Source organism: Solilutibacter silvestris (assembly GCF_050574925.1).
Classification (GTDB): Bacteria; Pseudomonadota; Gammaproteobacteria; order Xanthomonadales; family Xanthomonadaceae; genus Solilutibacter; species Solilutibacter silvestris_A.
Genome location: NZ_JBCMOO010000002.1, coordinates 924,924 through 949,259 on the forward strand (window position 1 = coordinate 924,924; position 24,336 = coordinate 949,259).

The 24,336-nt window shown below is 65.8% G+C and carries 20 protein-coding genes; 8 read left to right on the plus strand and 12 right to left on the minus strand.

Going from position 1 to position 24,336, the window contains the following annotated elements; genetic code table 11:
* Positions 1 to 4: 4 nt before the first annotated feature.
* From ABE093_RS04870 to groES, 11 genes are all read right to left on the minus strand, one after another.
* On the minus strand, positions 5 to 1,414 hold the full coding sequence (locus ABE093_RS04870) for an efflux transporter outer membrane subunit (protein WP_430759709.1): 1,410 nt from the start codon (positions 1,412 to 1,414) through the stop codon (positions 5 to 7).
* Complete coding sequence (locus ABE093_RS04875; protein WP_430759710.1) at positions 1,411 to 4,599, minus strand: efflux RND transporter permease subunit; 3,189 nt, start codon at positions 4,597 to 4,599, stop codon at positions 1,411 to 1,413. Before ABE093_RS04875 ends, ABE093_RS04870 begins: the two co-directional genes overlap by 4 nt.
* On the minus strand, positions 4,596 to 7,760 hold the full coding sequence (locus ABE093_RS04880) for an efflux RND transporter permease subunit (protein ID WP_430759711.1): 3,165 nt from the start codon (positions 7,758 to 7,760) through the stop codon (positions 4,596 to 4,598). Before ABE093_RS04880 ends, ABE093_RS04875 begins: the two co-directional genes overlap by 4 nt.
* On the minus strand, positions 7,757 to 9,133 hold the full coding sequence (locus ABE093_RS04885) for an efflux RND transporter periplasmic adaptor subunit (protein ID WP_430759712.1): 1,377 nt from the start codon (positions 9,131 to 9,133) through the stop codon (positions 7,757 to 7,759). The genes ABE093_RS04880 and ABE093_RS04885 overlap by 4 nt, the downstream gene beginning before the upstream one ends.
* Before the next feature lie 130 nt (positions 9,134 to 9,263).
* A complete protein-coding gene (locus ABE093_RS04890; protein WP_430760088.1) occupies positions 9,264 to 9,731 on the minus strand; it encodes a LuxR family transcriptional regulator in 468 nt (155 codons plus the stop codon).
* A 109-nt stretch (positions 9,732 to 9,840) separates the two neighbouring features.
* The gene (locus tag ABE093_RS04895) at positions 9,841 to 10,935 is read right to left on the minus strand and encodes a S41 family peptidase (protein WP_430759713.1); all 1,095 of its coding nucleotides are present in this window, start codon (positions 10,933 to 10,935) and stop codon (positions 9,841 to 9,843) included.
* Between the two features lie 75 nt (positions 10,936 to 11,010).
* Complete coding sequence (locus ABE093_RS04900; RefSeq protein ID WP_430759714.1) at positions 11,011 to 11,688, minus strand: response regulator; 678 nt, start codon at positions 11,686 to 11,688, stop codon at positions 11,011 to 11,013.
* A 1-nt stretch (position 11,689) separates the two neighbouring features.
* Positions 11,690 to 13,075: an ATP-binding protein gene (locus tag ABE093_RS04905; protein ID WP_430759715.1), complete on the minus strand. Its 1,386-nt coding sequence runs from the start codon at positions 13,073 to 13,075 to the stop codon at positions 11,690 to 11,692.
* A 27-nt stretch (positions 13,076 to 13,102) separates the two neighbouring features.
* Positions 13,103 to 13,585, minus strand: a complete 483-nt coding sequence (locus ABE093_RS04910) for a hypothetical protein (protein ID WP_430759716.1) — start codon at positions 13,583 to 13,585, stop codon at positions 13,103 to 13,105.
* A gap of 144 nt (positions 13,586 to 13,729) precedes the next feature.
* Entirely contained in the window at positions 13,730 to 15,370 is a 1,641-nt protein-coding gene (gene groL, locus ABE093_RS04915; protein WP_430759717.1) for a chaperonin GroEL, read from the minus strand.
* Between the two features lie 40 nt (positions 15,371 to 15,410).
* Positions 15,411 to 15,698 carry a co-chaperone GroES gene (gene groES, locus ABE093_RS04920; RefSeq protein ID WP_430759718.1) on the minus strand — a complete coding sequence of 96 codons (288 nt, stop codon included), beginning with the start codon at positions 15,696 to 15,698 and terminating at the stop codon, positions 15,411 to 15,413.
* Between the two features lie 206 nt (positions 15,699 to 15,904).
* Between groES and cutA the strand changes: the two genes are divergently transcribed.
* The 8 genes from cutA to ABE093_RS04960 all read left to right on the plus strand — a co-directional run bounded on the left by cutA (position 15,905) and on the right by ABE093_RS04960 (position 22,995).
* On the plus strand, positions 15,905 to 16,231 hold the full coding sequence (gene cutA / locus ABE093_RS04925; RefSeq protein ID WP_430759719.1) for a divalent-cation tolerance protein CutA: 327 nt from the start codon (positions 15,905 to 15,907) through the stop codon (positions 16,229 to 16,231).
* Positions 16,228 to 18,525, plus strand: coding sequence for a protein-disulfide reductase DsbD family protein (locus ABE093_RS04930; protein WP_430759720.1), 2,298 nt, complete (start codon positions 16,228 to 16,230; stop codon positions 18,523 to 18,525). The genes cutA and ABE093_RS04930 overlap by 4 nt, the downstream gene beginning before the upstream one ends.
* Positions 18,526 to 18,535: 10 nt before the next feature.
* Entirely contained in the window at positions 18,536 to 19,126 is a 591-nt protein-coding gene (locus ABE093_RS04935; RefSeq protein WP_430759721.1) for a TlpA family protein disulfide reductase, read from the plus strand.
* Positions 19,127 to 19,249: 123 nt separating this feature from the next.
* Positions 19,250 to 19,696 (plus strand): type II 3-dehydroquinate dehydratase, encoded by a 447-nt coding sequence (aroQ, locus tag ABE093_RS04940; RefSeq protein WP_430759722.1) that lies wholly within the window; start codon positions 19,250 to 19,252, stop codon positions 19,694 to 19,696.
* A gap of 41 nt (positions 19,697 to 19,737) precedes the next feature.
* Positions 19,738 to 20,214, plus strand: a complete 477-nt coding sequence (gene accB, locus ABE093_RS04945) for an acetyl-CoA carboxylase biotin carboxyl carrier protein (RefSeq protein WP_430759723.1) — start codon at positions 19,738 to 19,740, stop codon at positions 20,212 to 20,214.
* Between the two features lie 12 nt (positions 20,215 to 20,226).
* Complete coding sequence (gene accC, locus ABE093_RS04950) at positions 20,227 to 21,594, plus strand: acetyl-CoA carboxylase biotin carboxylase subunit (RefSeq protein ID WP_430759724.1); 1,368 nt, start codon at positions 20,227 to 20,229, stop codon at positions 21,592 to 21,594.
* Positions 21,595 to 21,601: 7 nt separating this feature from the next.
* Positions 21,602 to 22,117, plus strand: a complete 516-nt coding sequence (locus ABE093_RS04955; protein WP_430759725.1) for a DinB family protein — start codon at positions 21,602 to 21,604, stop codon at positions 22,115 to 22,117.
* A gap of 41 nt (positions 22,118 to 22,158) precedes the next feature.
* A complete protein-coding gene (locus tag ABE093_RS04960) occupies positions 22,159 to 22,995 on the plus strand; it encodes an EamA family transporter (protein ID WP_430760089.1) in 837 nt (278 codons plus the stop codon).
* 3 nt (positions 22,996 to 22,998) lie between these two features.
* Here the strand turns inward: ABE093_RS04960 and ABE093_RS04965 are convergent, their stop codons facing one another.
* Positions 22,999 to 24,324, minus strand: a complete 1,326-nt coding sequence (locus ABE093_RS04965; protein WP_430759726.1) for an ABC transporter permease — start codon at positions 24,322 to 24,324, stop codon at positions 22,999 to 23,001.
* Positions 24,325 to 24,336 lie beyond the last annotated feature (12 nt).

Here is a 24,336-nt window from a genome sequence, read left to right on the forward strand (position 1 = left end):
GAGCTTAGCGTGCCGGCACCGTATCGTCCCAACCACCACCGATCGCCTGGGTCAGCGTCACCGCCGCCTGCTGCTGTTGCACCACCGCCGCGATCGCCGAACGCCGCGCCGCCAGCGCGGTGTTCTGCGCGGTGACGACCGTCGTGTAATCCGCCATGCCGGCGAGGTACTGGTTCAAGGTCATTTGCTCGACCTTGTCCGCCGCTTCCGACGACGCCTTGAGGTTGGCCGCCTCGTCCGCGTAGCTGCGCAGGTCGACCAGTGCGTCCTCGGTCTGCTGCAATGCCGACAGCACCGTCTGCCGGTAGTTGGCGGCGCTCTGCTCGTACGATGCGCGGGCCTGGTCGACGCGCGCCGAACGCGCGCCCCAGTCGAGCAGCGTCATCGCGCCGGTGAGTCCCAGCGACCAGATCGCACTGCCGCCGCTGGCGAGATCGCCGAGCACCTGCGCGCTGCGGCCGGAGCTGGCCGACAGGCTGAGCGACGGGAACAACGCCGCGCGCTGCACGCCGATCGATGCATTGGCCGCCATCACCGAGCGTTCCGCCGCGGCGACATCGGGGCGGCGCTGCAGCAGGTCGGACGGCAGCGCCGCCGGGACCGCGGGCACGCGATCGTTCCATTGCTGCGCCACGAGCGTGAGATCGGCCGGCGCGCGTCCGCTCAACACCGCGACCGCGTGCTCCAGCGTGGCGCGTTGCCGCTGCATGTCGGTGGCCTGCGACTGCGCGTTGCGCAGCGTGGTCTCGGCCTGCAACACGTCCATGTGCGCGGCGACGCCGACCTTGTAGCGGTTCTGGGTGATGGTCAGCGCGCGCTGGTAGCCGGCGATGGTGCGCTGGTAGGCCGCGAGTTGCGCGTCCATGCCGCGCAGTTGCAGATAATCGCTGGCCAGCTGCGCATGGATGGCGAGCAAGGCGTTGCCGATGCTGGCGCGCGACGCCAGCATCGATGCGTTGTTCTGCGCCACCGCCGCGCGCAGGCCGCCGAAGAGATCGATCGTCCACGCGCCGCTGACCGTCGCGTTGGCGCGACGTCCGCTGCTGGTACTGGCGCTGCCGCCGCTCTTGCTGACGCCGACGCTGCCGGAAATGTCCGGCCACAGGCCGGCCCGCGATTCGCGCAACAGCGCGCGTTCGCCGTCATAGGCGGCAACCGCGGCGGCCACCGTCTGGTTGTGCGCGGTGGCATCGGCTTCCAGGCCATCAAGCACCGGATCGTTGAAGCCGCGCCACCATTCGCCGCGCGATTGCTCGTCGGCGGGCGCGACGGCGTGCCAGCCCGCGGGCGCTTCCTTGAATTCGGCGGGAATCTGCAGCGCGGGACGCTGGTAGGTCGGCACCAGGCTGCAACCTGCGGCGGCAACCACCAGTGCGGCAGCGAGTGCGGAACGAAGTGGACGGAGGGACATCATGCCGGCACCGGGTCATTGGAAGGGGGCGTGGACGACGCGTCCGACGGGCGCTTGCGACGCGCGCGCTGGAAACGGTCGAGCGCGAGATAGACCACGGGCGTGGTCAACAGGGTGATGAACTGGCTGGCAATGAGACCGCCAATGATCGTGATGCCGAGCGGACGACGCAGTTCGGAGCCATCGCCGAAGCCGATCGCCAGCGGCAACGCACCAAGACCGGCCGCGAGCGTGGTCATCAGGATCGGGCGGAAGCGCAGCAGCGCCGCTTCGCGGATCGCCGCCAACGGCTCCAGCCCGCGGCGTTCGCGCTCGATGGCGAAGTCGATCATCATGATCGCGTTCTTCTTGACGATGCCGATCAGCAGGATCACGCCGATCAATCCGATCAGGTCGAACTGCGTCTTCGTCAGCACCAGCGCCGCGGCGGCGCCGACGCCGGCGGCGGGCAAGGTCGACAGCACCGTCAACGGATGGATCAGGTTTTCGTAGAGGATGCCCAGCACCAGGTAGATGGTGACGATGGCGGCCAGCACCAGCAGCGGAATGGTGTTGGTGGTCTGCTGGAACACCTGCGCCGATCCCGCGAACTCGCCGCGCACGCCCAGCGGAAGGTTGAGGCTGGCCTGCACCTTGCGGATCTCGTCGCTGGCCTGCCCCAGCGTCACGCCGGTCGGCAGGTTGAAGCTGATCGTCGCGGCCGGCGCCGCATCCTGGTGGTTCACTTCCGCCGCCGCCGATTGCACGTGCCAGGTCGCGATCGAGGTCAGCGGCGTCATTCCCGGCGTGGCGATGCCGATGCTGCCGGCGGGCGCGGTCGATGTCGTCGTGCCCGTGCTGGCGGATGCATTGGCCGTTGTCGTCGGCAGCCAGATCAGGTGGAAGGCTTCCGGCGAACCCTGCGCTTCCTGCGCGACGCCCATCACCACGTGGTACTGGTTGACGTCGCTGTAGAGCGTCGCCACCTGGCGCTGGCCGAAGGCGTTGTAGAGGATCGAGTCGATCGAACTGCTGCTCAGGCCCAAGCGTGACGCGGCGGCGTGATCGATGTCGAGATAGGCGGCGAGCGCGCTGTTGTTGCGATCGACATCGACGTCGGTGACGACCGGATCGCGCTTCAACGCCGCGGTGAGTTTGTCGGCGGACTGGGCCAGTGCGTCGGGATCGTCACCCTTCAACGTGTACTGGTAGGTGGAATTCGAACTGCGGCCACCGACGCGCATGTCCTGCACCGGATTGAGGAACAGGGTTGCGCCGGTGATGCGCGCGAGCTGCGGGCGCAGGCGCTGGATCACTTCCTGGCTCGACGGTCGCTGGCCACGCGGTTTTTCGGTGGCGAAGAGGAAACCGCCGCCGGCGCGCGAGCCACCGGTGAAGGCGATGACATTCTCGATCGCCGGATCCTTGCGCAGGATGTCGACCAGCTGGTGCAATTTCTCGCCGCTCTGCACGAAGGACACCGACTGGTCCATGCGCAGGCCGCCATTGAGCGAGCCGGTGTCCTGCTCGGGGAAGAAGCCCTTGGGCACGACCACCATCAGGTAGACGTTGAGCACCGCGGCCCCGAGCAACAGGAACAACACCGCGCCGCGATTGGCCAATGCCCAGTCGAGGCTGCGCTCGTAGCGCGCCCGCATTCCCGTCACCGCGCGTTCCGCCAGCGCCGCGAGGCGGCCACCGATCGACGTCCGCGCCGACGCATGCGAATGGCGCTCGCGCAGCAAGGTCGCCGCGATCATCGGCGTGGTGGTGAGCGACAGCAGCATCGAGATCATCACCGCGACCGTCATCGTCACCGCGAATTCGCGGAACAGGCGACCGATCAATCCACCCATGAACAGCAGCGGGATGAACACCGCGACCAGGCTGATGCTGATCGCCATCACCGTGAAGCCGACTTCGCGCGCGCCCAGCAGCGCCGCCTGCATCCGCCCCATGCCCTGTTCGATGTGACGGTTGATGTTCTCCAGCACCACGATGGCGTCGTCGACGACGAAGCCGGTGGCGATGGTCAGCGCCATCAGCGACAGGTTGTCGAGCGAGAAGCCGAGCAGGTACATCACCCCGAGCGTGCCGAGGATCGACACCACCACCGCGACCGCCGGCACCACCGTCGCCCGCCACGACTGCAGGAACGCGCTCACCACCAGCACCACGAGGATGGTCGCGATCAGCAGCGTCAGCTCGACATCGCGCAACGAGGCGCGGATGGTGGTGGTGCGATCGGAGGCGATGTTGATCTTGATGTCGTCGGGAATGCGCTGGCTCAGCGTGGGCAGCACCTTCTTCACCGCATCGACGGTGGCGATGATGTTGGCGCCGGGCTGGCGGGTGAGGATCACCATCACCGCGCGCTGGCCATTGAACAGGCCCATCGTGCGCTGGTTCTCGGGACCGTCGTAGACGTGGGCGACATCGCCGAGATGGACGTTGGTGCCGTTGCGCGACACCACCACGACCTTGGCGAAATCCGCCGCGGAACGGCTCGGCGCACTGGTGTAGAGCTGGTAGGCGTTGCCACCATCCTCGACCACGCCCTTGGGTCGGTTGGCATTGGTCGCCGTGACCGCGGTGCGCACCGTGTCGAGGCTGATGCCGGCATCGGCGAGCTTCTTGGGATCGAGATCGATGCGCACGCCCGGCAGCGCGCCGCCGCCGAGTTCGACCTGGCCCACGCCCGGCACCTGCGACAACGCCTGCTGCACCACCGTCGACACCGAGTCGTAGATCGCATCGGGCGCGCGCGTGTCCGAGGTCAGCGCCAGGATCATGATCGGCGCGTCTGCGGGATTCACCTTGTTGTAGGTCGGATTGCTCTTGAGCGCCGCCGGCAGGTCGACGCGCGCGGCATTGATCGCCGCCTGCACGTCGCGCGCGGCGCCATCGACATTGCGGCTGAGGTCGAATTGCAGGTTGATGCGGGTCGAACCGATGCCCGACGACGAGGTCATCTGGGTGACGCCGGCGATCGTCGCGAGGCGATGCTCCAGCGGCGACGCCACGCTGCTCGCCATCGTGGTCGGACTCGCGCCCGGCATGCTCGCCGACACGCTGATGGTCGGATAGTCGACCTGGGGCAGTGGCGCCACCGGCAGCACGAAGTAGGCGGCGACGCCCGACAACGCGATACCGATCGTCAGCAGCAAGGTGCCGATCGGACGCCGGATGAACGGCGCCGACAGATTCATGTCGCGGCCTCTTGTGCCGCGCGCGCTTCGATGCGTTCGCGGCGACGCTTGGCCAGCGCTTCGAAGGCGAGATAGATCACCGGCGTGGTGAACAACGTCAGCGCCTGGCTCATGATCAGGCCGCCGGCCACCGCGATACCGAGCGGACGCCGCAGCTCCGCGCCCATGCCGCCACCGAAGATCAGCGGCAACGCGGCGAACAAGGCCGCGAACGTCGTCATCATGATCGGGCGGAAGCGCAGCGCAGCCGCTTCGCGGATGGCGTCGAGTGGTGGCTTGCCTTCGTCGCGCTGCGCGGCGATCGCGAAGTCGATCATCATGATCGCGTTCTTCTTGACGATGCCGATCAACAAGACGATGCCGATGATGCCGATCACGCCGAGGTCGCTGCCGGTCAGCAACAGCGCCAGCAACGCACCGAGGCCAGCCGATGGCAAGGTCGAGAGAATCGTGATGGGATGGATGTAGCTCTCGTAGAGCACGCCGAGCACGATGTAGACGCAGACGATGGCAGCGAGGATCAACCAGCCTTCGTTGGCCAGCGACGCGCGGAATGCGTTGGATGCACCGAGGAATTGCGTGCTGATGCCGGCCGGCATGCCGATCTTCGCTTCGGTCGCGGTGATCGCGTCCACCGCCTTGCCCAGCGACACGCCCGGCGCAAGATCGAAGCCGACGATCGATGCCGGGAACTGCTGCGCGCGCATCACCGCCAACGAGGAATTGCCGGTGGCGATGGTCGCGATCGACGACAGCGGGATGCTGGTCCCGCCACTGCCGGCGACGTAGACCTTCTGCAAGGCTTCCGGGCCGACCAGCATGTTCGGCATCGCCTCGAGGATCACGCGGTACTGCGTCGACGGCGTGAAGATGGTCGAGATGATGCGCTGGCCGAAGGCGTCGTAGAGCGCGGCATCGACCGCTGCGGCCGTCACCCCGACGCGCGCGGCGGCATCGCGATCGACGTTGACGGTGACCGAATTGCCTTCCATCTGCACGTCGCTGACCGGATTGCGCAATTCCGGCACCGACTGCAGCGCGCGCACCAGGTCGAGGCTGGCGCTGTTCACTTCCGCCTGGGTCGCGCCCTGCAGCGCGAAGCGATATTGCGTCGGCCCGTTCTCGGCATCGATGGTCAGGTCCTGCACCGGACGCAGGTAGAACGTGACGCCAGGGATCTTGTCGTGCACGACAGCGAGCAGGCGCGCCATCGTCTCGTCCTGATGATCCTTGCGCTCGTCCTTCGGCTTGAGATTGATCAGCATCCGACCCTGGTTGAGCGTGATGTTCTGGCCGTCGACGCCGATGTTGGAGCTCAGCGATTCGACGTCGCCATCCTTCAGCACCTCGTCGGCGACCTGCTGCTGCAACTCGGCCATGCGCGCGAACGACACGCCCTGCCCGGCCACCACCGTCGCCTGCAACTGTCCGGTGTCCTGTTCGGGGAACAGGCCCTTGGGAATCAGCCAGAACAACAGGCCGGTGAGCACCAGCGTCGCCGCGAACAGCATCAGCATCAGGCGGCTGCGCGCGATCACGCCATCGAGCGTGCGCGCATACCAGGCACCAACGCGATCGATCAGGTGCAGCGAGGAACGCACGAACTTCGGCGCCTGCTCTTCGTGGTTGCCCGGCTTCAACCAGCGCGCGGCCAGCATCGGCACCAAGGTCAGCGACACCACCGCGGAAATCAGGATGGTCACCGCCAGCGAGATCGCGAACTCGCGGAACAGGCGACCGACCACGTCGCCCATGAACAGCAGCGGGATCAGCACCGCGACCAGGCTGATGGTCAGCGAGATGATGGTGAAGCCAATCTCGCGCGAGCCCTTGAGCGCGGCTTCCATCGGCGAATCGCCATTCTCGACGTGGCGCGAGATGTTCTCGATCACCACGATGGCGTCGTCGACCACGAAACCACTGGCAATCGTCAGCGCCATCAGCGTGAGGTTGTTGAGCGAGAAGCCAAGGAAATACATCGCGGCGAAACTGCCAACCAGCGACAACGGCACCGAGATCGCGGCGATCAGCGTCGCCTGCGGCGAACCGAGGAACAGGAAGATCGCGATCACCACCAGCACGACGGCGAGCACCAGTTCGAACTCGACATCGGCGACCGAGGCGCGGATGCCGGTGGTGCGGTCGGCCAGCACCTTGACGTGGACGTCTTCCGGCAGGGTCTGCTCGAGATCGGGCAGCGCCTTCTGGATCGCGTCGACCGTCGCGATGACATTCGCGCCGGGCTGGCGCTGGATATCGACGATGATGCCGGGCTGGCGATTCATCCACGCGCCGATGCGGGCGTTCTCCGAGGCATCGACCACGCTGGCGACATCGGACAGGCGCACCGCCGCGCCGCCGTTGTAGCCGACGATCAGCGTCTTGTAATCGTCGACCGTCGAGAGCTGGTCATTGGCATCGATCGACCAGCTGCGGGTCGGTCCGTCGAAACTGCCCTTGGCGCCATTGGCGTTCGCCGAGGAAATCGCCGTGCGGATGTTCTCCAGCGTCAGTCCTTGCGCCGCGAGCGCCGGGACGTTGGCCTGGATGCGCACCGCCGGGCGCTGGCCCGCCGACATCGACACGAGGCCGACGCCGGATACCTGCGCGAGCTTGTTGGCGACGCGCTGCGACACCAGGTTCTGCACGTCGGACAAGGTGCGCGTCTTCGACGTCACCGCGATCGTCATGATCGGCGCGTCGGCGGGATTGACCTTGGCGTACACCGGTGGCGCCGGCAGATCGCTCGGCAGCATCGTCGCCGCGGCGTTCATCGACGCCTGCACTTCCTGCTCGGCGACATCCAATGGCAGGTTGAGGTTAAACTGCAAGGTGATGATGCTTGCGCCGCCCGACGACACCGATGACATCCGCGTCAATCCCGTCATCTGCCCGAACTGACGCTCCAGCGGCGCAGTCACCGTCATCGCCATCACGTCGGGACTGGCGCCCGGATACAGCGTGCTGACCTGGATGGTCGGGTAATCGACTTCCGGCAGCGCCGACAACGGCAGCATGCGCAGGGCGATGATGCCGGCGAGCAGGATCGCCAGCATGAACAACGACGTCGCCACCGGCCGCTCGATGAACGGTCGCGACGGATTGTTCGCGTGCGACTGCGAGATCGCGTCGCCCGGCGGCGGAGTGTCGATGTCGCTCACGGCGATGTCGTCGCCTGGCGCTGTCCACCACCTTGCGTGTCCCCTTGCGCAGCATTGCGACGACGATGCTGGCCACCGCCATTCGCGCCCTGCGTCGCGCCGGCGCCGCTGGTATCCGCCAGCGTCACCTTCGATCCGTCATCGATGCGGTCGGCGCCTTCGGTGATCACCGTCTCGCCGCCGTTCAGTCCCTTGGCGATCACGATCTTGTCGCCGACCGTCGCGCCTGTCTTCACGTTCACCAGCTTCGCGGTTTCGTCGGATTGCAGGGTGAACACGAAACTGCCATTGGGTCCGTAACGCACCGCACTCACCGGCACCACGACCGCCTGGTCGGCGGTGCCGACCTGCAGGCGGATGTTCACGAATTGGCTCGGGAACAACGCGCCATCGTGATTCTCGAAACGCGCCTTGGCTTTCAGCGTGCCGGTGGTCGAATCGATCACGTTGTTGAGGGTGAGGAAGCTGCCCTGCGCGAGTTCGTTCTTGCCCGACTGGTCGAGCGCGACCGCCGGCAACGTGCCACTGCGGCTGGCTTCGCGCACCTGGCCGATCTGCGCCTGCGGCAGCGAGAACTCGACATCGATCGGCGATTCCACCGTCACGATCGCGACACCGTTGGCATCGCCCGGCGACACGTAATTGCCGATGTCGGCCTGGCGCAAACCGACGCGTCCGCTCACTGGCGCCCGCAGCGTGGTGTAACCGAGATTGATCTGCGCCGTGCCCGCTGCCGCCTTGTCGGCCTGCACGGTGCCTTCAAGCTGCTTCACCAGCGCGGCTTGGGTATCGACCTGCTGCTTGGCGATCGAATCCTGTGCCAGCAGCGTCTGGTAACGCTTCAGGTCCATGCGCGCGACCGCGAGTTGCGCGGTGTCGCGCGCCAGCGTGCCCTGCGCCTGCGCCACGGCCTGCGACGTCGGACCGGAATCGACCTGCGCCAGTGCCTGGCCCTTGCTGACCAACTGGCCTTCCTTGAAATAGATCGCCTTGAGCACGCCGGAGATCTGGCTGCGCACCGTCGCCGTGACTGTCGGTTGCACCGTGCCGATCGCACTGATGGTCAGCGGCACATCGGTCTGCTCGACCTTGGCCGTGCCGACCGTCGCCGATGGCCGTCCGCGCCCGCTGCGACCACCACCCGTTGCGGCAGCACTGCGTTGACCACTCCGACTGCCAGCTGAACCTTGTCGCCCCTGTCCTTGTCCCTGTGCATCGCCGCTGCCGCGGCCGAAGAACCACCACGCCGCCAATCCGACCAAGGCGAGGATCACGATCACCAGGATCGCATTGCGGCGCGAATTCGGGGATTTCTGCGGAAGACGCGGGCCGCCGGTTCTGGACGGGGCGGAGGAAGGATTTGAATCTGACATGCGCAGGATTCCGCACGGAATTGGAACGATGCTAAATCAACGCGCATGAATGCGTCACGTTGACCATGACTTACGGCACGGGCATGTCGGACGACAAACAAAAACCCCGCATTTCTGCGGGGTTTTCATCTCAGGGATGTCCGGAGGCGCGATTGAACAACGCCGTGCGCAACATCGGCGTCCCATCCGGTTTGAAATATGCCTCGGTTTCGGTCAGGACCTTGCCGTCCGCACTCACGGAATACACCCGTGTCGACCTCGGGATGCCCTGGTAGACGAATTGCATCACCAACACGTTCGGTGCGGGCATCTTCGCGGCGATGACATCGACCCAGTAATTGCCGATGGCACGGCCGGGCGTGCCATCGAGGGACAACATGGATTCTCCCTGCATCTTGTTGCCACCCTGGTCGACGATGTCGACATGGGTCGCCCATTTGCCATCGGGCGCCGTGGCGAAATCGAGGGTGACGCTCTTCGGTCGCGCCTCCGGTGGCGCCAGCAGGCTGTTGGTGTCCAACACCCAATGACCGGCCAGCGGCGATCCGGCAGCCGGCGCGGCATGTGCAGGTGCGCTGTGGAGAACGATTGCGGCCAACAGCGCCATCAATGTCGCTTTCATGCGGACTCCTCGCGAGATCAGGACTTCAAAGGCTTCCTGCCGGAAATCGAAATTCCTGGCGGCACCATATCATCCCTCGCGATATTCAAAGATCCTTCAGCGCGCCCTGCAGCTTCTCCTTGGCCATCGGATTGGTCTCGATCGGGATCAGCGCCTGCAACAGGTCCTTCTGCGCGACCTCCAGCGCCTTGTTGGTGGAAACGGCATGGTCCGGCACGACACCGACGCCTTCCCAGTCCTTGCCCGTGACCGCATTGGTCGGCCGGAAGGTCGGCACGAACATCATGAAATGCGTGCCCAGGCGCTGCGGACTGCCGCCATTCGCCGCGCCCGCGGTGGTCTCGCCGACGATCACCGCCCGGTGGTTCGCCTGCAATGCGTAGGCGAAATCCTCGCAGCCGGAGATCGTTTCGGGGCTGGTGAGCAGGTAAAGCTTGCGCTGGACACCGTAGCGCGGCCCGGTCACATCGCCCGTCCAGCGTTTTTCCGTGCTGTTGGTATAGCGCTCGTAGACGTCATTGAGATGGGTCGGAACGTCGTAGAGATAACTGGCCGCCTGCAGCACCGCGTCCGGATCGCCACCGTGGCAGCGACGCAGATCGATGATCAATCCCTTGGTCTCGGCGACCAGCCCCATCGCGGCGGCAATGCGCGAAGTCGCCACCTGCGGGCGCGCGAACATCCGGATCTCGATGTAACCCAGGTTGCCCGGCAGGCGGCGCACGGAATCCACCCCACCATTCATCCAGCGCATTTCGAACAATTCCTGCGCTCGCTCCTCCGCGGACGGCTCGCCGTTTCCGGTTTCGGGAACCGCCGCCTCGAAATAACGCACTTCCATGTGCTTGTCGTGCGACAACTCCGAGAGTTCATCGGTGAGCTTGTGTGCAAAGGCATCGGCGCTGGTGATGCTGTCGTAACGTCCGGCCTGCAGCCGCTTGCGCAATTCGGCGGCGATCGTCGCGCCCTTGTCGGCATAGACATAACGCGCTTGCAGCAGCGCGGCGGCATGCTCGATCGCTTCTTTCCGCGCGGCGGCGTCGATGGCCATGTCCTTTTGCGGCGGCCCGTCGCCGGGCTTTTGCGCTGCCAGTGCGATCGCCACCGCTGCCGAAAGCGCCCCGACGGTGGCGATGCCGATCGCGAGGCGACGGGGTTTGAATATGCGGTTCAGTTCCATGGGTTCATGCCTGCAGGTCATCTGGATGGATGGCAGGCATCGTCCCGGGCAAATGTGGGGAAATTATGTGCGGTGCTATGCGGCCTGGATCTCGACGCAATAGCCGACGCCATAGACCGAGCGGATCAGCTCGAGGTCGGGAGCGATCTGCTGCAACTTGCGGCGCAGGTTCTTGATGTGGGTATCGATGGCGCGATCGCTGACATCCAGTCGGTCCTGGCTCAGGCAGTCGAGCAGCTGCGCACGCGAATGGATGACCCCGGGACGACGCGCCATCGCCGCCAGCAACGAAAATTCTGCGCGCGTCAGTGCCAGGGATTCACCGCGCACGCGGGCGACATGCGCGGCCTCGTCGATTTCCAGCGGTCGCACGACCGCGCCGGGCTGCACCTGCACCCGGCGCAACACCGCCTTGATGCGGGCGATCAGTTCGCGCGGGCTGAAGGGCTTGCAGACGTAGTCGTCTGCACCCGCCTCCAATCCCAGCAGGCGATCGATTTCCTGCACCCGCGCCGTGACCATGATGATCGGCAGGTCGCAGGACTCGCGCACCGCCTTGCAAACCGACAGGCCATCGAGCCCAGGCAACATGAGATCGAGCACGAGCACGTCGATGCCACCACGCTGCACGCGTTCCACCGCGGCGACGCCATCGCCGACGATTTCCGCCGACCAGCCGGCGGCGATCGCATAGTCATGGACGATGCCTGCCAGATCGGTTTCGTCCTCGGCGATCAGGATGCGTGCCGGCATCTCAAGCCTCCAGCGGCAGGACGATGGTCGCCCGCAGGCCACCCAATGGCGACGCCGCGAACATCAACTGGCCATCGTGCGCTTCGACGATCTGGCGGCACAGCGCCAGGCCCAACCCGGATCCGCCCGTGCCCTGCGATCGCGTGCGCGATGCATCGACGCGGAAGAAGCGTTCACCCAGCCGCGGCAACGATTCCACCGGAACACCAGGCGCGCTGTCGTCGATATCCAGATGCAACGCCTTCCCGACCATGCGACCAGCGATTTCGATGCGGCCGCCGCCATCGGTATGGCGGCGGCTGTTCTCGAGCAGATTATCGATCACCTGGCGCAAGCGATCGGCATCGGCGGACACATCCGAACGCGCTGGCACATCGGTGAACGACACGGTCAACCCGGCTTCGCGGAAACGCGCAGCGAATGCCTGCGTCGCTTCCTCGACCAGCGGCCACACCGCGCACGAAGTTTTCCGCAGATCCAATCGCCCCGCATCCGCTTTCGCCAGCATGTGCAGGTCATCGACGATACGCACCAGCCCCTTGGTTTGCCGCGACATCAACTGGATGTGTTCCGGCGTAGCCGGCCGCACGCCATCGGCCAGCGCCTCGATCTGCGCCTGCAACACCGCCAGCGGCGTGCGCAGTTCATGCGAGGTATCGGCGACCCAGCGTCGCTGCTCCCCGCGCATCGCTTGCAGGCGCGCGGCAAGCTGGTTGAACGCCAGCGCCAACTCGCCCAGTTCATCGCTGCGGGTCGCATCCAGGCGCGTGTCGAATTCGCCGTTCTCCAGCCGGCGGGCACCGTTGACGAGGTCGCGAACCGGCTTGCGGATGCGCGCCGCCAGCAGCAGGGACACGGCAGCCATGGCCAGGATCGCGAACACCCCGAGCATGAGCAGATGTTCCTGCTGGTCCATCAGGAAGGCCACTGCCAACTCGTCTTCGGCGTTTGCGGGTGCCGCGATCTGCAGAGCGCCGATCGTCCGCCCCTGCACGCGCAATGGATGCACCCAGGTATTGACCGACGCGAACACGATGAGCGGTCGCGCCGGCCTGATGCCGGCCAGATAGCGATTGTTCTCGTCGAACAACGCGATGCGTTGCCCCAGCGTGGGGTTCGTCTTCGCTTCGGTCAGGGCATCGCGCAACCAGTATTTGCGCGCGGCCGCATCGGCGGGCAGGAAATCCCAGCCGCCCGCGACCAGGTAGCGTTCGCCGAGCCGATTCTCCAGCGGCTCCAGTTCGCGCCACTGCGCATCAAGCGAATACAGCCGCGCCGAAAAATTGTCCAACAGGGCCCAGCGCACCACTTCCAGGCCCACGATCGCCATCAGCAACGCCGCACCGAAGGTAGCGAGGAAAATGCGTTGGCTGATGGAGACCCTCATGCGGGAACTTGCGCCGGCGCGCGTCCGTCAGTTGTTCGGCCCCATCGTGTTCCCCACCTTGTAGGTCAGGGTCTTGATGCTGTTGTCCGGGTGCAGGATCAGCTCCAGCGTGTTGTAGCGATGGTTGTGGTTGTTGAAGCGGGCAGTCAACGCGTCCAGTTTTTGCCCGGCTTGCGCCTGTTTCTGCTCGACCTGCGCTTCTTCCGCCTTGATGTTTTCCACCTGCTTGCCCAGCCCGCTGTTCACCAAACCCACGCCGAGGTTGGCCTGGTTGGCGGCATCCTCGGCCTTCTTGAGCTTGGCCTCGTCATCGGCCAGGCGAGCCTGCAAGGTCTTCACCATGCTCTCGAGCTGATTTACGCGTTCCACCAGCGTCACGTCGCTTTGCGGAAGCTGCGCGAGATTCTTCGATACGGGCGCATGCGATTGCGCGAATGCCGGCATCGCAACGCCGGCGCATCCGAGGGTGATCGAAACCAACACAATCATCTTGATCGAAGGCATGTTCACGGACCGAACCTCGCTGGCTGGGAAGAAGGCGCACTATCGCAGAAAAGCCAATGCGCCGGATGCCGCACCCGCCCGGGTCGTGCCAAACAAAAACCCCCGCATCACTGCGGGGGTTTTTGGTGTCGCGAATGGCAAATGGACTTCTTAGAAATCCATGCCGCCCATGCCACCCATGCCTCCGGCGCCCGGCATCGCCGGTTCGTCCTTCTTCGGCGCCTCGGCAACCATCGCCTCGGTGGTGATCATCAGGCCGGCGATCGACGCGGCGTTCTGCAGCGCGGTGCGGGTCACCTTGGTCGGATCCAGGATGCCGGCTTCGACCATGTCGACGAACTCGCCGGTCGCGGCGTTGTAGCCGAAGTTGCCCGAACCGTCCTTCACCCTGTTGAGGATGACCGACGGCTCTTCACCGGCGTTGGTGACGATCTCGCGCAGCGGCGCTTCCATCGCGCGCATGGCGATCTCGATGCCGTGGGTCTGGTCTTCGTTGGCGCCCTTCAGGCCCTTGATCACGGACAGCGCGCGCACCAGCGCCACGCCGCCGCCGGGGACGATGCCTTCTTCCACCGCAGCGCGGGTGGCGTGCAGCGCATCTTCCACGCGCGCCTTCTTTTCCTTCATCTCGACTTCGGTCGCGGCACCGACCTTGATCACCGCAACGCCGCCGGCCAGCTTGGCCACGCGTTCCTGCAGCTTCTCGCGATCGTAATCGGACGAGGTCTCTTCGATCTGCGCCTTGATCTGCTTGATGCGCGCTTCGATGCCCGAGGTTTCGCCGGCGCCGTCGATGATCGTGGTGTTTTCCTTCGAGACCTGCACCTTCTTGGCGCGGCCGAGATCCTTGATGGTCGCCTTCTCGAGCGAGAGGCCGACTTCCTCGGAGATCACGGTGCCGCCGGTCAGGATGGCCATGTCTTCCAGCATCGCCTTGCGACGATCGCCGAAGCCCGGAGCCTTCACCGCGCAGACCTTGACGATGCCGCGGATGGTGTTGACCACCAGGGTCGCCAGCGCTTCGCCTTCCACTTCCTCCGCAACGATCAGCAGCGGCTTGCCGGCCTTGGCCACGCCTTCGAGGACGGGCAGCAGGTCGCGCACGCTGGAGATCTTCTTGTCGTGCAGGAGGATGTACGGATCATCCAGCTCGGCCGACATCGACTGCTGGTTGTTGATGAAGTACGGCGACAGGTAGCCGCGGTCGAACTGCATGCCCTCGACGACGTCGAGTTCGTTGTCCAGGCCCGAGCCTTCCTCAACGGTGATCACGCCTTCCTTGCCGACCTTCTTCATCGCGTCGGCGATGATGTTGCCGATCGATTCGTCCGAGTTGGCCGAGATCGTGCCGACCTGGGCGATCGCCTTGTCGTCGGTGGTCGGCTTGCTCATCTTCTTGAGCTCGGCGGTCGCGGCGGCGACAGCCTTGTCCATGCCGCGCTTCAGGTCCATCGGGTTCATGCCGGCGGCAACGCCCTTCATGCCCTCGCGGATCATCGCCTGCGCCAGCACGGTGGCGGTGGTGGTGCCGTCACCGGCGTTGTCGGAGGTCTTGGAAGCGACTTCCTTCACCATCTGCGCGCCCATGTTCTCGAACGCGTCGGCCAGTTCGATCTCCTTGGCGACGGACACGCCGTCCTTGGTGATCGTCGGCGCGCCGAAGCTCTTCTGCAGCACCACGTTGCGACCCTTCGGGCCGAGCGTCGCCTTCACGGCGTTGGCGAGCACGTTGACGCCGCGCACCATGCGCGAGCGGGCGTCCTCACCGAAACGAATGTCTTTTGCAGCCATGTGTGTAACTCCGAATTAATTTGATTTCTGGAACAACGAATCAGGCGAGGACGGCGAGGATGTCGTCTTCCTTCACGATCTTGTATTCGACGCCGTCGGCCTTGTAGGCGCTGCCGGAGTACTGGCCGTAGATCACCTTGTCGCCGACCTTGACGGTCATGGCGCGGGTCTGGCCGTTGTCGAACACCTTGCCGGAGCCAACTGCGACCACTTCACCCTTGGTCGGCTTTTCCTTGGCGGCGTCGGGAATGATGATTCCGCCGATGGAGGTTTCTTCGGCGTCGATCGGCTTGACGACCACGCGGTCGTAGAGCGGCTTGAGGTTCATGCGCAATCTCTTTAAGTAGTTGATTGGATGGAGAAAACTTGTCGATTTTAGCAGTCTGGCGAAGCGACTGCCAGAATCCCGGGCGCAATGAGCCGCGAACGGGCATGGCTTGGAGATGGGGCGGCGGCCCGGGGTTTCAAGGGGACGCCCCGGCATGTCTCGCGGACCGTCGATCACAGACGCCGGCGAAGCCCAACCCGTACCCTATGTATATGACCCCGCTCGTCTGTTTCAGCACCTGCCCCGACGCCGCCAGCGCCGACCGCATCGCCACCGCCCTGGTGGAGGAACGGCTGGCCGCCTGCGTCAACGTGCTGCCTGGCGTCCGCTCCACCTACCGCTGGCAGGGCCAGGTCCAGCGCGACGACGAGATCCTGCTCGTCATCAAGACCGGCGTCGACCGCCTCGACGCCCTGCGCGAACGGCTGGCCACACTCCATCCCTACGAACTCCCGGAATTGATCGCGGTCGAAGCGACGGGCGGACTGCCCGCCTATCTCGACTGGATCGCCACGGAAACCCGCGCCCCATGAAGCTCCTGTTCCGCCACCTCGCCACGCTGGCCGTCGGCCTGTCGCTGCTCCTGCCCGTCGCGGCGCAAACCGTCGACCCGAGCCAGCTGCCGCCCGTCGACAGCGTCTTCATCCCGAAAGCGAGCGCGCCCAGTCGCGACCACATCGAGGTGACGTGGACGATCGCCAAGGGCTATTACCTGTATCGCCATCGCATCGGCGTGCAGCCGCTGGGCGGATTCGAAGCCGGTGCGCTGCAACTGCCCGACGGCGCGAAACATCACGACGAATTCTTCGGCGACGTTCAGACCTATCGCGACAGCGTGACCGCGGTGCTGCCGGGCAAGGCCAGCGGCGACGCGGTGAGCCTGCGCATCAAATACCAGGGCTGCGCCGATGCCGGCGTCTGCTATCCGCCGCAGACCCGCACGCTGTCGGTGGTGTTGCCCGCCGCGAATGATGGTGCGGGAGATGCCGGATTCGCGGCCTTCGGCAAGAGCCTCGGTGGCGCACGCAATGACGCCGGCGGTGGATTGATCGGCGGGCAGGCCAACGCGCCGCTGCCGCCGGAACAGGCGTTCAAGTTCGAGGCGATCGCCGATGGCGGTTCCCGGCTGTTGCTGCGGGTGACGCCGGCGAAGGGCTATTACCTCTATCGCGACAAGCTCAAGCTGAAACTGTCGGGCGACCCCGGCATCAAGCTCGGCACGCCGCAGTTGCCGAAGGCGCAACCCCACCACGACGAACACTTCGGCGATGTCGCGGTGTACTTCGGCGAAGCGATGATCCCGGTGCCGCTGCAGCGCGCGCACGATCGCGCCGCCAACGTGACGCTCGATGCCGAATGGCAGGGCTGCCAGGATGGCGGCATCTGCTATCCGGTGATGCGCAACCGTTTCAATCTCGCGCTGCCCGCCGCCGCATCGACGCAGCAGACGAAGGCCGTGACGAGCGAACCCGTGCAGACGGCGATTTCCGCGGCGCCGACATCCGCCACTCCGGCTGAAACCGCGGCAGCGACGACTGCAGCAGTCGCCGCGACGGGCGCTGCATCGACGGTGCAGGCCACGACACCCGCGAACACCGCCACCGCACCCGTCAATCGCGTCGGGCTGATCGGCGCGTTGCTGTTTGCGCTGCTTGGCGGTGTCATCCTCAACCTGATGCCCTGCGTGCTACCGGTGCTGTCGCTCAAGGCGCTGTCGCTGGTGCAGGGCGGGCACAGTCGCGAACATGCCAAACGCCACGCAATCTTCTACACGCTGGGCATCCTCGCCGCGATGGCCGCGTTGTGGCTGGCCGTGGTGTTGCTGCAACGCGCAGGCCACGCCGCCGGCTGGGGCTTCTGGCTGCAATCGCCGCTGGTGGTCGCCGTGCTCGGGTTGCTGATGTTCGCGCTCGGACTGTCGCTGTCGGGCCTGTGGGCGTTGCCGGGATTCGCGCCGCAGCGCCTCGCCGCGGCATCGAACGTGGACAGCGCGCGCGGCGATTTCCTGACCGGCCTGCTGGCGGTGATGGTGGCGACACCATGCACCGGCCCCTTCATGGTGACCGCGCTTGCCTATGCCCTGACTGCACCTGCGGCTGCGACACTGCTGGTGTTCGTGATGCTCGGGCTCGGACTCGCGTTGCCGGTGCTGCTGATCGCCTACGTGCCGGCACTGGCGAAGCGCCTGCCGAAACCCGGTGCGTGGATGGATACGTTCAAGCAGGTGCTGGCGTTCCCGATGTACATCACCGCCGCATGGATGCTGTGGACGCTGGCCCACCAGCGTGGTGCCGATGTCGTCCTCGCCTGGGGCCTGGCGGCGATCGCGCTGACGTTCGCGCTGTGGGCGTGGTCGCGCGCGCGCTGGGGCAAGATCGCCGCGATCCTCGGCATCGCACTGTGCGGACTGGCGCTGGCGACGATCGCGCGGATGCCGACGCCAACCGCAACGTCTTCCCTCCCTGCGAATGCCGACAGCCGCGTGCAGCCATGGACCCCGCAACGCCTCGCCGAACTGCGCGTGCAGCACAAGGTCGTCTTCGTCAACATGACCGCCGACTGGTGCATCACCTGCAAGGTCAACGAGAAGGCGGTGTTCACCAGTGATGCCTTCAAGCAGTCGCTGGAGAAGCACGATGCGGTCTATCTGGTCGGTGACTTCACCAACGAGGACGCCGATATCGCCGCTTTCCTCAAGGCGCACAACGCGGTCGGCGTGCCGCTCTACGTGGTCTATCCGCGTTCCGGTGGCGATGGCGAACTGCTGCAAACGGTGCTGACCAACGGCATCGTCGACAACGCCCTGGCGCGCGCCGCGGCGAAATGAGCGTGCCCGCATGAAGCCGCGTTTCGGCACCATCGTCTCGCTGGCGGCGATCTTCGCCAGCCTGCTGCTGTTCGTGACGCTGGTGACCCAGGGCTTCGCACCGCTGTGGCGGACCAGCATCGGTCAGCACATGCTCAACCGCTGGCTGCAATTCCGCGCCCACGTGCCGGAGGGCGCGGTGATGGCGCGCAACGGCGAACCCTTGCCGAAGATGGAACTCCCCGACCTCCAGGGCGCGCGCATCCCGTTGCCTGCGGCCTATCTCGGCAAACCGCTGTTGATCAATGTCTGGGCAACCTGGTGCGGCCCCTGCCTGCACGAGATGCCGATGCTGGAGTCGCTGGCCAGCCGCGGCACCACCCGGGTGGTCGGCGTGGCCTGGGACGAGGCCGACGATGTCCGCGCCTTCGTGCAACGCCGGCCATTGGGCTATCCGGTGCTGCTGGCCGAACCGACCAAGGCCAACGCCACCCTGCTCGGTGATCCTTCAAGCGTGCTGCCCTACACCTTGCTGGTCGATGCCGGTGGACGCGTCGTTCGCCAGCATGTCGGACCGTTCCAGAGCGCCGATGAACTGGCGGAATGGGCAAGAATCGACTGACGCACCCACATCGCAACTCAAACAATCGTTTAAAATCGCCCATCGTCGCCGAACTGGACAGCAAGCCCCGGGATCGGCCAGACTACGCGCCCACCGTCCAATCCATCGTCCGTTCTCCCCCGGATGCCCTCGATCCTCGTCCTGCACGGTCCGAACCTGAATCTGCTTGGCTCGCGCGAGCCCGGCATCTACGGACATGCCACGCTGGCCGACATCGACGAACAGCTGCGGACACGCAGCGAACAGGTCGGCATCGCGCTGGAAACGTTCCAGACCAATCACGAAGGCGCGATGGTCGAGCGCATCCAGACGGCTCGCGGCAACGATACTGCCTTCATCATCATCAATCCTGCGGCCTTCACCCACACGTCGGTGGCGGTCCGCGATGCCTTGGCGGCAGTCGCGATCCCCTTCATCGAAGTCCACCTGTCCAATCCGCACACGCGCGAACCGTTCCGCCACACCAGTTATTTCAGCGACCTCGCCGTCGGCACCATCGCCGGCTTCGGGGCCGACAGTTACCGCTACGCCCTGGACGCCGCGCTGAAGAAGCTGGCCGCGGCAGCCTGACCGACGTCGTCACCAAGAATTCAATAAAGAAGAGAGGCCCCATGGACCTTCGCAAAATCAAGAAGCTGATCGACCTCCTCGAAGAGTCGAACCTCACCGAGATCGAAATCCGCGAGGGCGAGGAAGCCGTGCGCCTGTCGCGCGCCAGCGCCGCGCCGGCCGCCGCACCCGCCGTGGTCGTGGCCGCGCCTGCGGTCGCCCCCGCTGCCGCCGCGCCGATGCCGATGCAGTCGCCGGTGCAGGCCGCGACCGGTGGCGCCCCGAAGCCGAGCGATCTGCCGCCGGGCCACGTGGTGCGCGCGCCGATGGTCGGCACCTTCTACGCCTCGCCGTCGCCGGACAAGCCGGCCTTCGTCACCGTTGGCCAGCAGGTCAAGCCGGGCGACACGCTGGGCATCATCGAAGCGATGAAGATGTTCAATCCGATCGAAGCCGAAGTCGGCGGCACCGTGCTGGCGATCCAGTGCGAGAGCGGCCAGCCGGTCGAGTTCGACCAGCCGCTGTTCGTGATCGGGTAAATGGGCAACGGTATGCTCGATAAAGTCGTCATCGCCAATCGCGGCGAGATCGCGCTGCGCATCGTGCGCGCTTGCCAGGCATTGGGCATCCGCACGGTCGCGGTGCATTCCACCGTCGATCGCAATCTCAAGCACGTCGCCATGGCCGACGAGTCCGTGTGCATCGGTCCGGCGCCGTCGTCGGAGAGCTACCTCAACATGCCGGCGATCATCGCCGCGGCCGAGGTCACGGACGCCCAGGCCATCCATCCCGGCTACGGCTTCCTCAGTGAGAACGCCGATTTCGCCGAACGCGTCGAACAGTCCGGCTTCGTCTTCATCGGGCCGAAGGCCGACACCATCCGCCTGATGGGCGACAAGGTGGAAGCGATCCGCGCGATGAAGTCCGCCGGCGTGCCCTGCGTGCCCGGCAGCGGCGGTCCGCTCGGCGACGACGCCGACGAGAACATCCGCATCGCCCGCGAAATCGGTTATCCGGTGATCGTGAAGGCGGCGGGCGGCGGCGGCGGTCGCGGCATGCGCGTGGTCCACAGCGAAGCCGCGCTGATCAACGCCATCGCGACCACGCAGGCCGAAGCCAAGGCGGCGTTCGGCAACGCCATGGTCTACATGGAGAAGTTCCTCGAGAACCCGCGCCATGTCGAGATCCAGGTGCTGGCCGACGGCCAGGGCAACGCGATCCATCTCGGCGAACGCGACTGCTCGATGCAGCGCCGCCACCAGAAGGTGGTGGAAGAAGCGCCTGCACCCGGCATCACCGACGAACAGCGCGCCGAGATCGGCAAGGTCTGCGTCGAGGCGTGCAAGCGCATCGGCTATCGCGGCGCCGGCACCTTCGAGTTCCTCTACGAGAACGGGCGCTTCTACTTCATCGAAATGAACACCCGCATCCAGGTGGAACATCCGGTGACCGAATTCGTCACCGGCATCGACCTGGTGGCCGAGCAGTTGAAGATCGCCGCCGGGCAGAAGCTCACGATCAAGCAGGAAGACATCGTGTTGCGCGGCCATGCGATCGAATGCCGCATCAACGCCGAGGATCCGGAATCGTTCCTGCCCTCGCCCGGCCTGATCCAGCATTTCCATGCACCCGGCGGTCCCGGCGTGCGCGTGGATTCGCACATCTACGAAGGCTATCGCGTGCCGCCGAACTACGATTCGATGATCGGCAAGCTGATCGTGCACGGCCCCGACCGCGAGACCGCGATCGCGCGCATGCGCGTGGCGCTGTCGGAGATGGTGGTCGACGGCATCAAGACCAACATCCCGTTGCAGCAGCGCATCATGCGCGACGTCGGCTTCCAGAATGGTGGACAGAACATCCACTACCTCGAGAAGCGACTGGCCGAACGCAAGGGCCGCACCCTGCCGATCGGTTGAGGCTTTCTTGAGCGCCGCGATTTCCACTGCAATGCTCGACGCGCTGGCTGCGTTCCCGACGCAGCTGGCAGCGTATTACGGCGAATTCCCGGCCAGCCACGTCCATTGGGCGCCGTCGGACTGGACGGGCATCCCCAGCGAACGCTTCACCGCGATCGAACAGCTGTGGCATGTCCACGATGTCGAGATCGACGGGTATCACCAGCGCTTCCGCCGCATCCTCGAAGAGGAGCATCCGTTCCTGCCCGATCTCGGCAGCGAAGCGTTGGCGCAGTCGCGCGCCTATGCGAGCAAGGACGCCGCCGAGGCGCTCGCGGGGTTCCGCGCCGCGCGCGAACGCACGGTGGCGATGCTGGCTGGACTGGACGCGACGCAACTCGCACGCACCGCGGTGTTCGAGGATTACGGCCCGACGACCACGCGCGGCCTCGTCCACTACCTCTGCAGCCACGACCAGCAACATCTGGCCGGACTGCAATGGCTGCTCGGCAAGATCGACGCGACACGCAGCGGCATCGCGTGAATCGGGGCGCGCTCGTCGCCATCGCTGCGCTGGTGGCCGCGATGGTCTCGTACCAGTTCGGCGCGAGCCTGGCCAAGCATCTGTTCCCGGCGGTCGGCGCGGAAGGCGCGACCGCTTATCGACTCGGACTGAGCGCGATCATTCTGGTGTTGCTGCGGCGTCCATGGCGATCATCACCGTCGTCAGCAAAGAAAGATTGGCGCGTGCTGTGGGGCTATGGCCTCGCGATCGGCGCGATGAACTTCGTGTTCTACATGTCGCTGCGGACGATTCCGCTCGGCATCGCGGTGGCCTTGGAATTCACCGGGCCGCTCGCGCTGGCGCTGTTCCACTCGCGACGTCCGGTCGATTTCGTGTGGACGGCACTCGTCATCGCCGGACTGCTGTTGCTGCTGCCGTTACGCGGCCTCGACAAGCCACTCGATCCGGTCGGCGTGATGTATGCGCTGGCTGCAGGCGTGGGCTGGGCGCTCTACATCGTGCTGGGACGCAAGGCAGGTGCCGCCTATGGCGCCACCGCTGTTCCGCTCGGCATCGCCATCGGCGCGCTGGCGACAATCCCGATTGGCTTGGCGCATGCGGGCACCGCATTGTTCTCGCTGGACCTGCTGCCCTACGCGCTTGGCGTCGCGGTGCTGAGTTCGGCGCTGCCGTATTCGCTCGAGATGATCGCGATGACGCGGATGTCGACGCGCACCTTCAGCGTATTGCTGAGCCTGGAACCGGCGATCGCGGCGCTTGCGGGCGTCGCGCTGCTGAGCGAACACCTGGGACCGCTGCAATGGCTGGCGATTGCCGCGATCGTCGTGGCCGCGGCCGGGACGGCGCTGAGTACGCGCCGCCCCGTGTCGGAAGACGAACCGTTGCCGATCGGTTGAGGCTTACAGGCTCCTCAACGCATCCGTCACCGGCATGCGTGCGGCGCGCAGCGCCGGGAACAGGCCGCCGATGAAGCCGATCGCCAGCGCCCACTTGAGGCCGGTCCACAACACGTCGGGCGAGACCTTGAAGGCGAAGGTGAGCTGGCCGACGCCACCGGCAATGGTCGATGCGGTATAGCCGTTGAACACCAGCCACGCCAATGCACCCCCGATGAGCCCGCCAAGCAGGGCCAGCAACATCGTCTCCAGCATCACCGCGATCACCACCGGCACGCTGCGGAAACCGATCGCACGCAGCGTCGCGATCTCGCGGGCACGTGTCGCCACCGTCGCGAACATGGTGTTGAGCGCGCCGAACACCGCGCCGATCGCCATGATCGCGCCGACCACCATACCGATGGCGCGGATCACCTTGGTCATCGTTTCCGACTGCTTGCTGAAGTAATCCAGCGTGGTCTGCGTTTCCACTTCGACGCGCGGATCGGCGGCAAGCGTCGCCTTGAAGGCCTTGAACGCCTGCGGATTCTCCAGCTTCGCGATCACCGAGTTGCGCGAGCTGCCACGGCGATAGGTCGCGGCGACGATTTCGGCATCGGCCCAGATTTCGGAATCGTTGGCATCACCGGCATGGAACACGCCGACGACATTCCACATGTCGCTGCCGATGCGCACCTGCTTGCCGACATCGAGCCCGCGGAATTGCCGCTGTGCACCGCTGCCGACCACGATCTCGCGACGGCCCGGCTCGAACTTGCGGCCCTGGGTGATCTTGAGGTTCGGCCGCACCAGCCACGCCTGCGGACCGACACCACGCAACTGCACGCTGCCGTCCTCGTCGGGGCCGCCATTGCGGATCGGCAGGTTGGCCGCGACCACGGTTTCGGCGGACGCGAGCGGACGACCGTCGCTGCCCTTGGCGATGCCGGGCACCTGCTGGATCACCTGGATCGCATCGTTGCCCAGCGTCGACATCACCTCGGCCGAGGATGCGCCGCGCAGAACGATGGCGGTGTCCTCGCTGCCGCTGGCCTGCAAGGTCTGGCGATAGCCTTCCGCCATCGCCAGCATCGCCACCAGCACCGCGACCACGCCGGCGATGCCGAGCACGATCACCGACGACGAACCGAGACGCTGTCGCAGCGTGCTGACGCCGACCTGCGTCACCGATGCCGTCTGCTGGCCGCGTCGGGTGGCGAACATCCACGCGGCGAACGCGACCGCGAGCGCCAGCAGCACGAACCATGGCGATGCCAGCCAGATGGCGACCCCGATGACGACGATCAGGAACAGGCCGAAGCCGAGCGCGAAAGATTTGAACTTGCTCATGGACTTGAATTC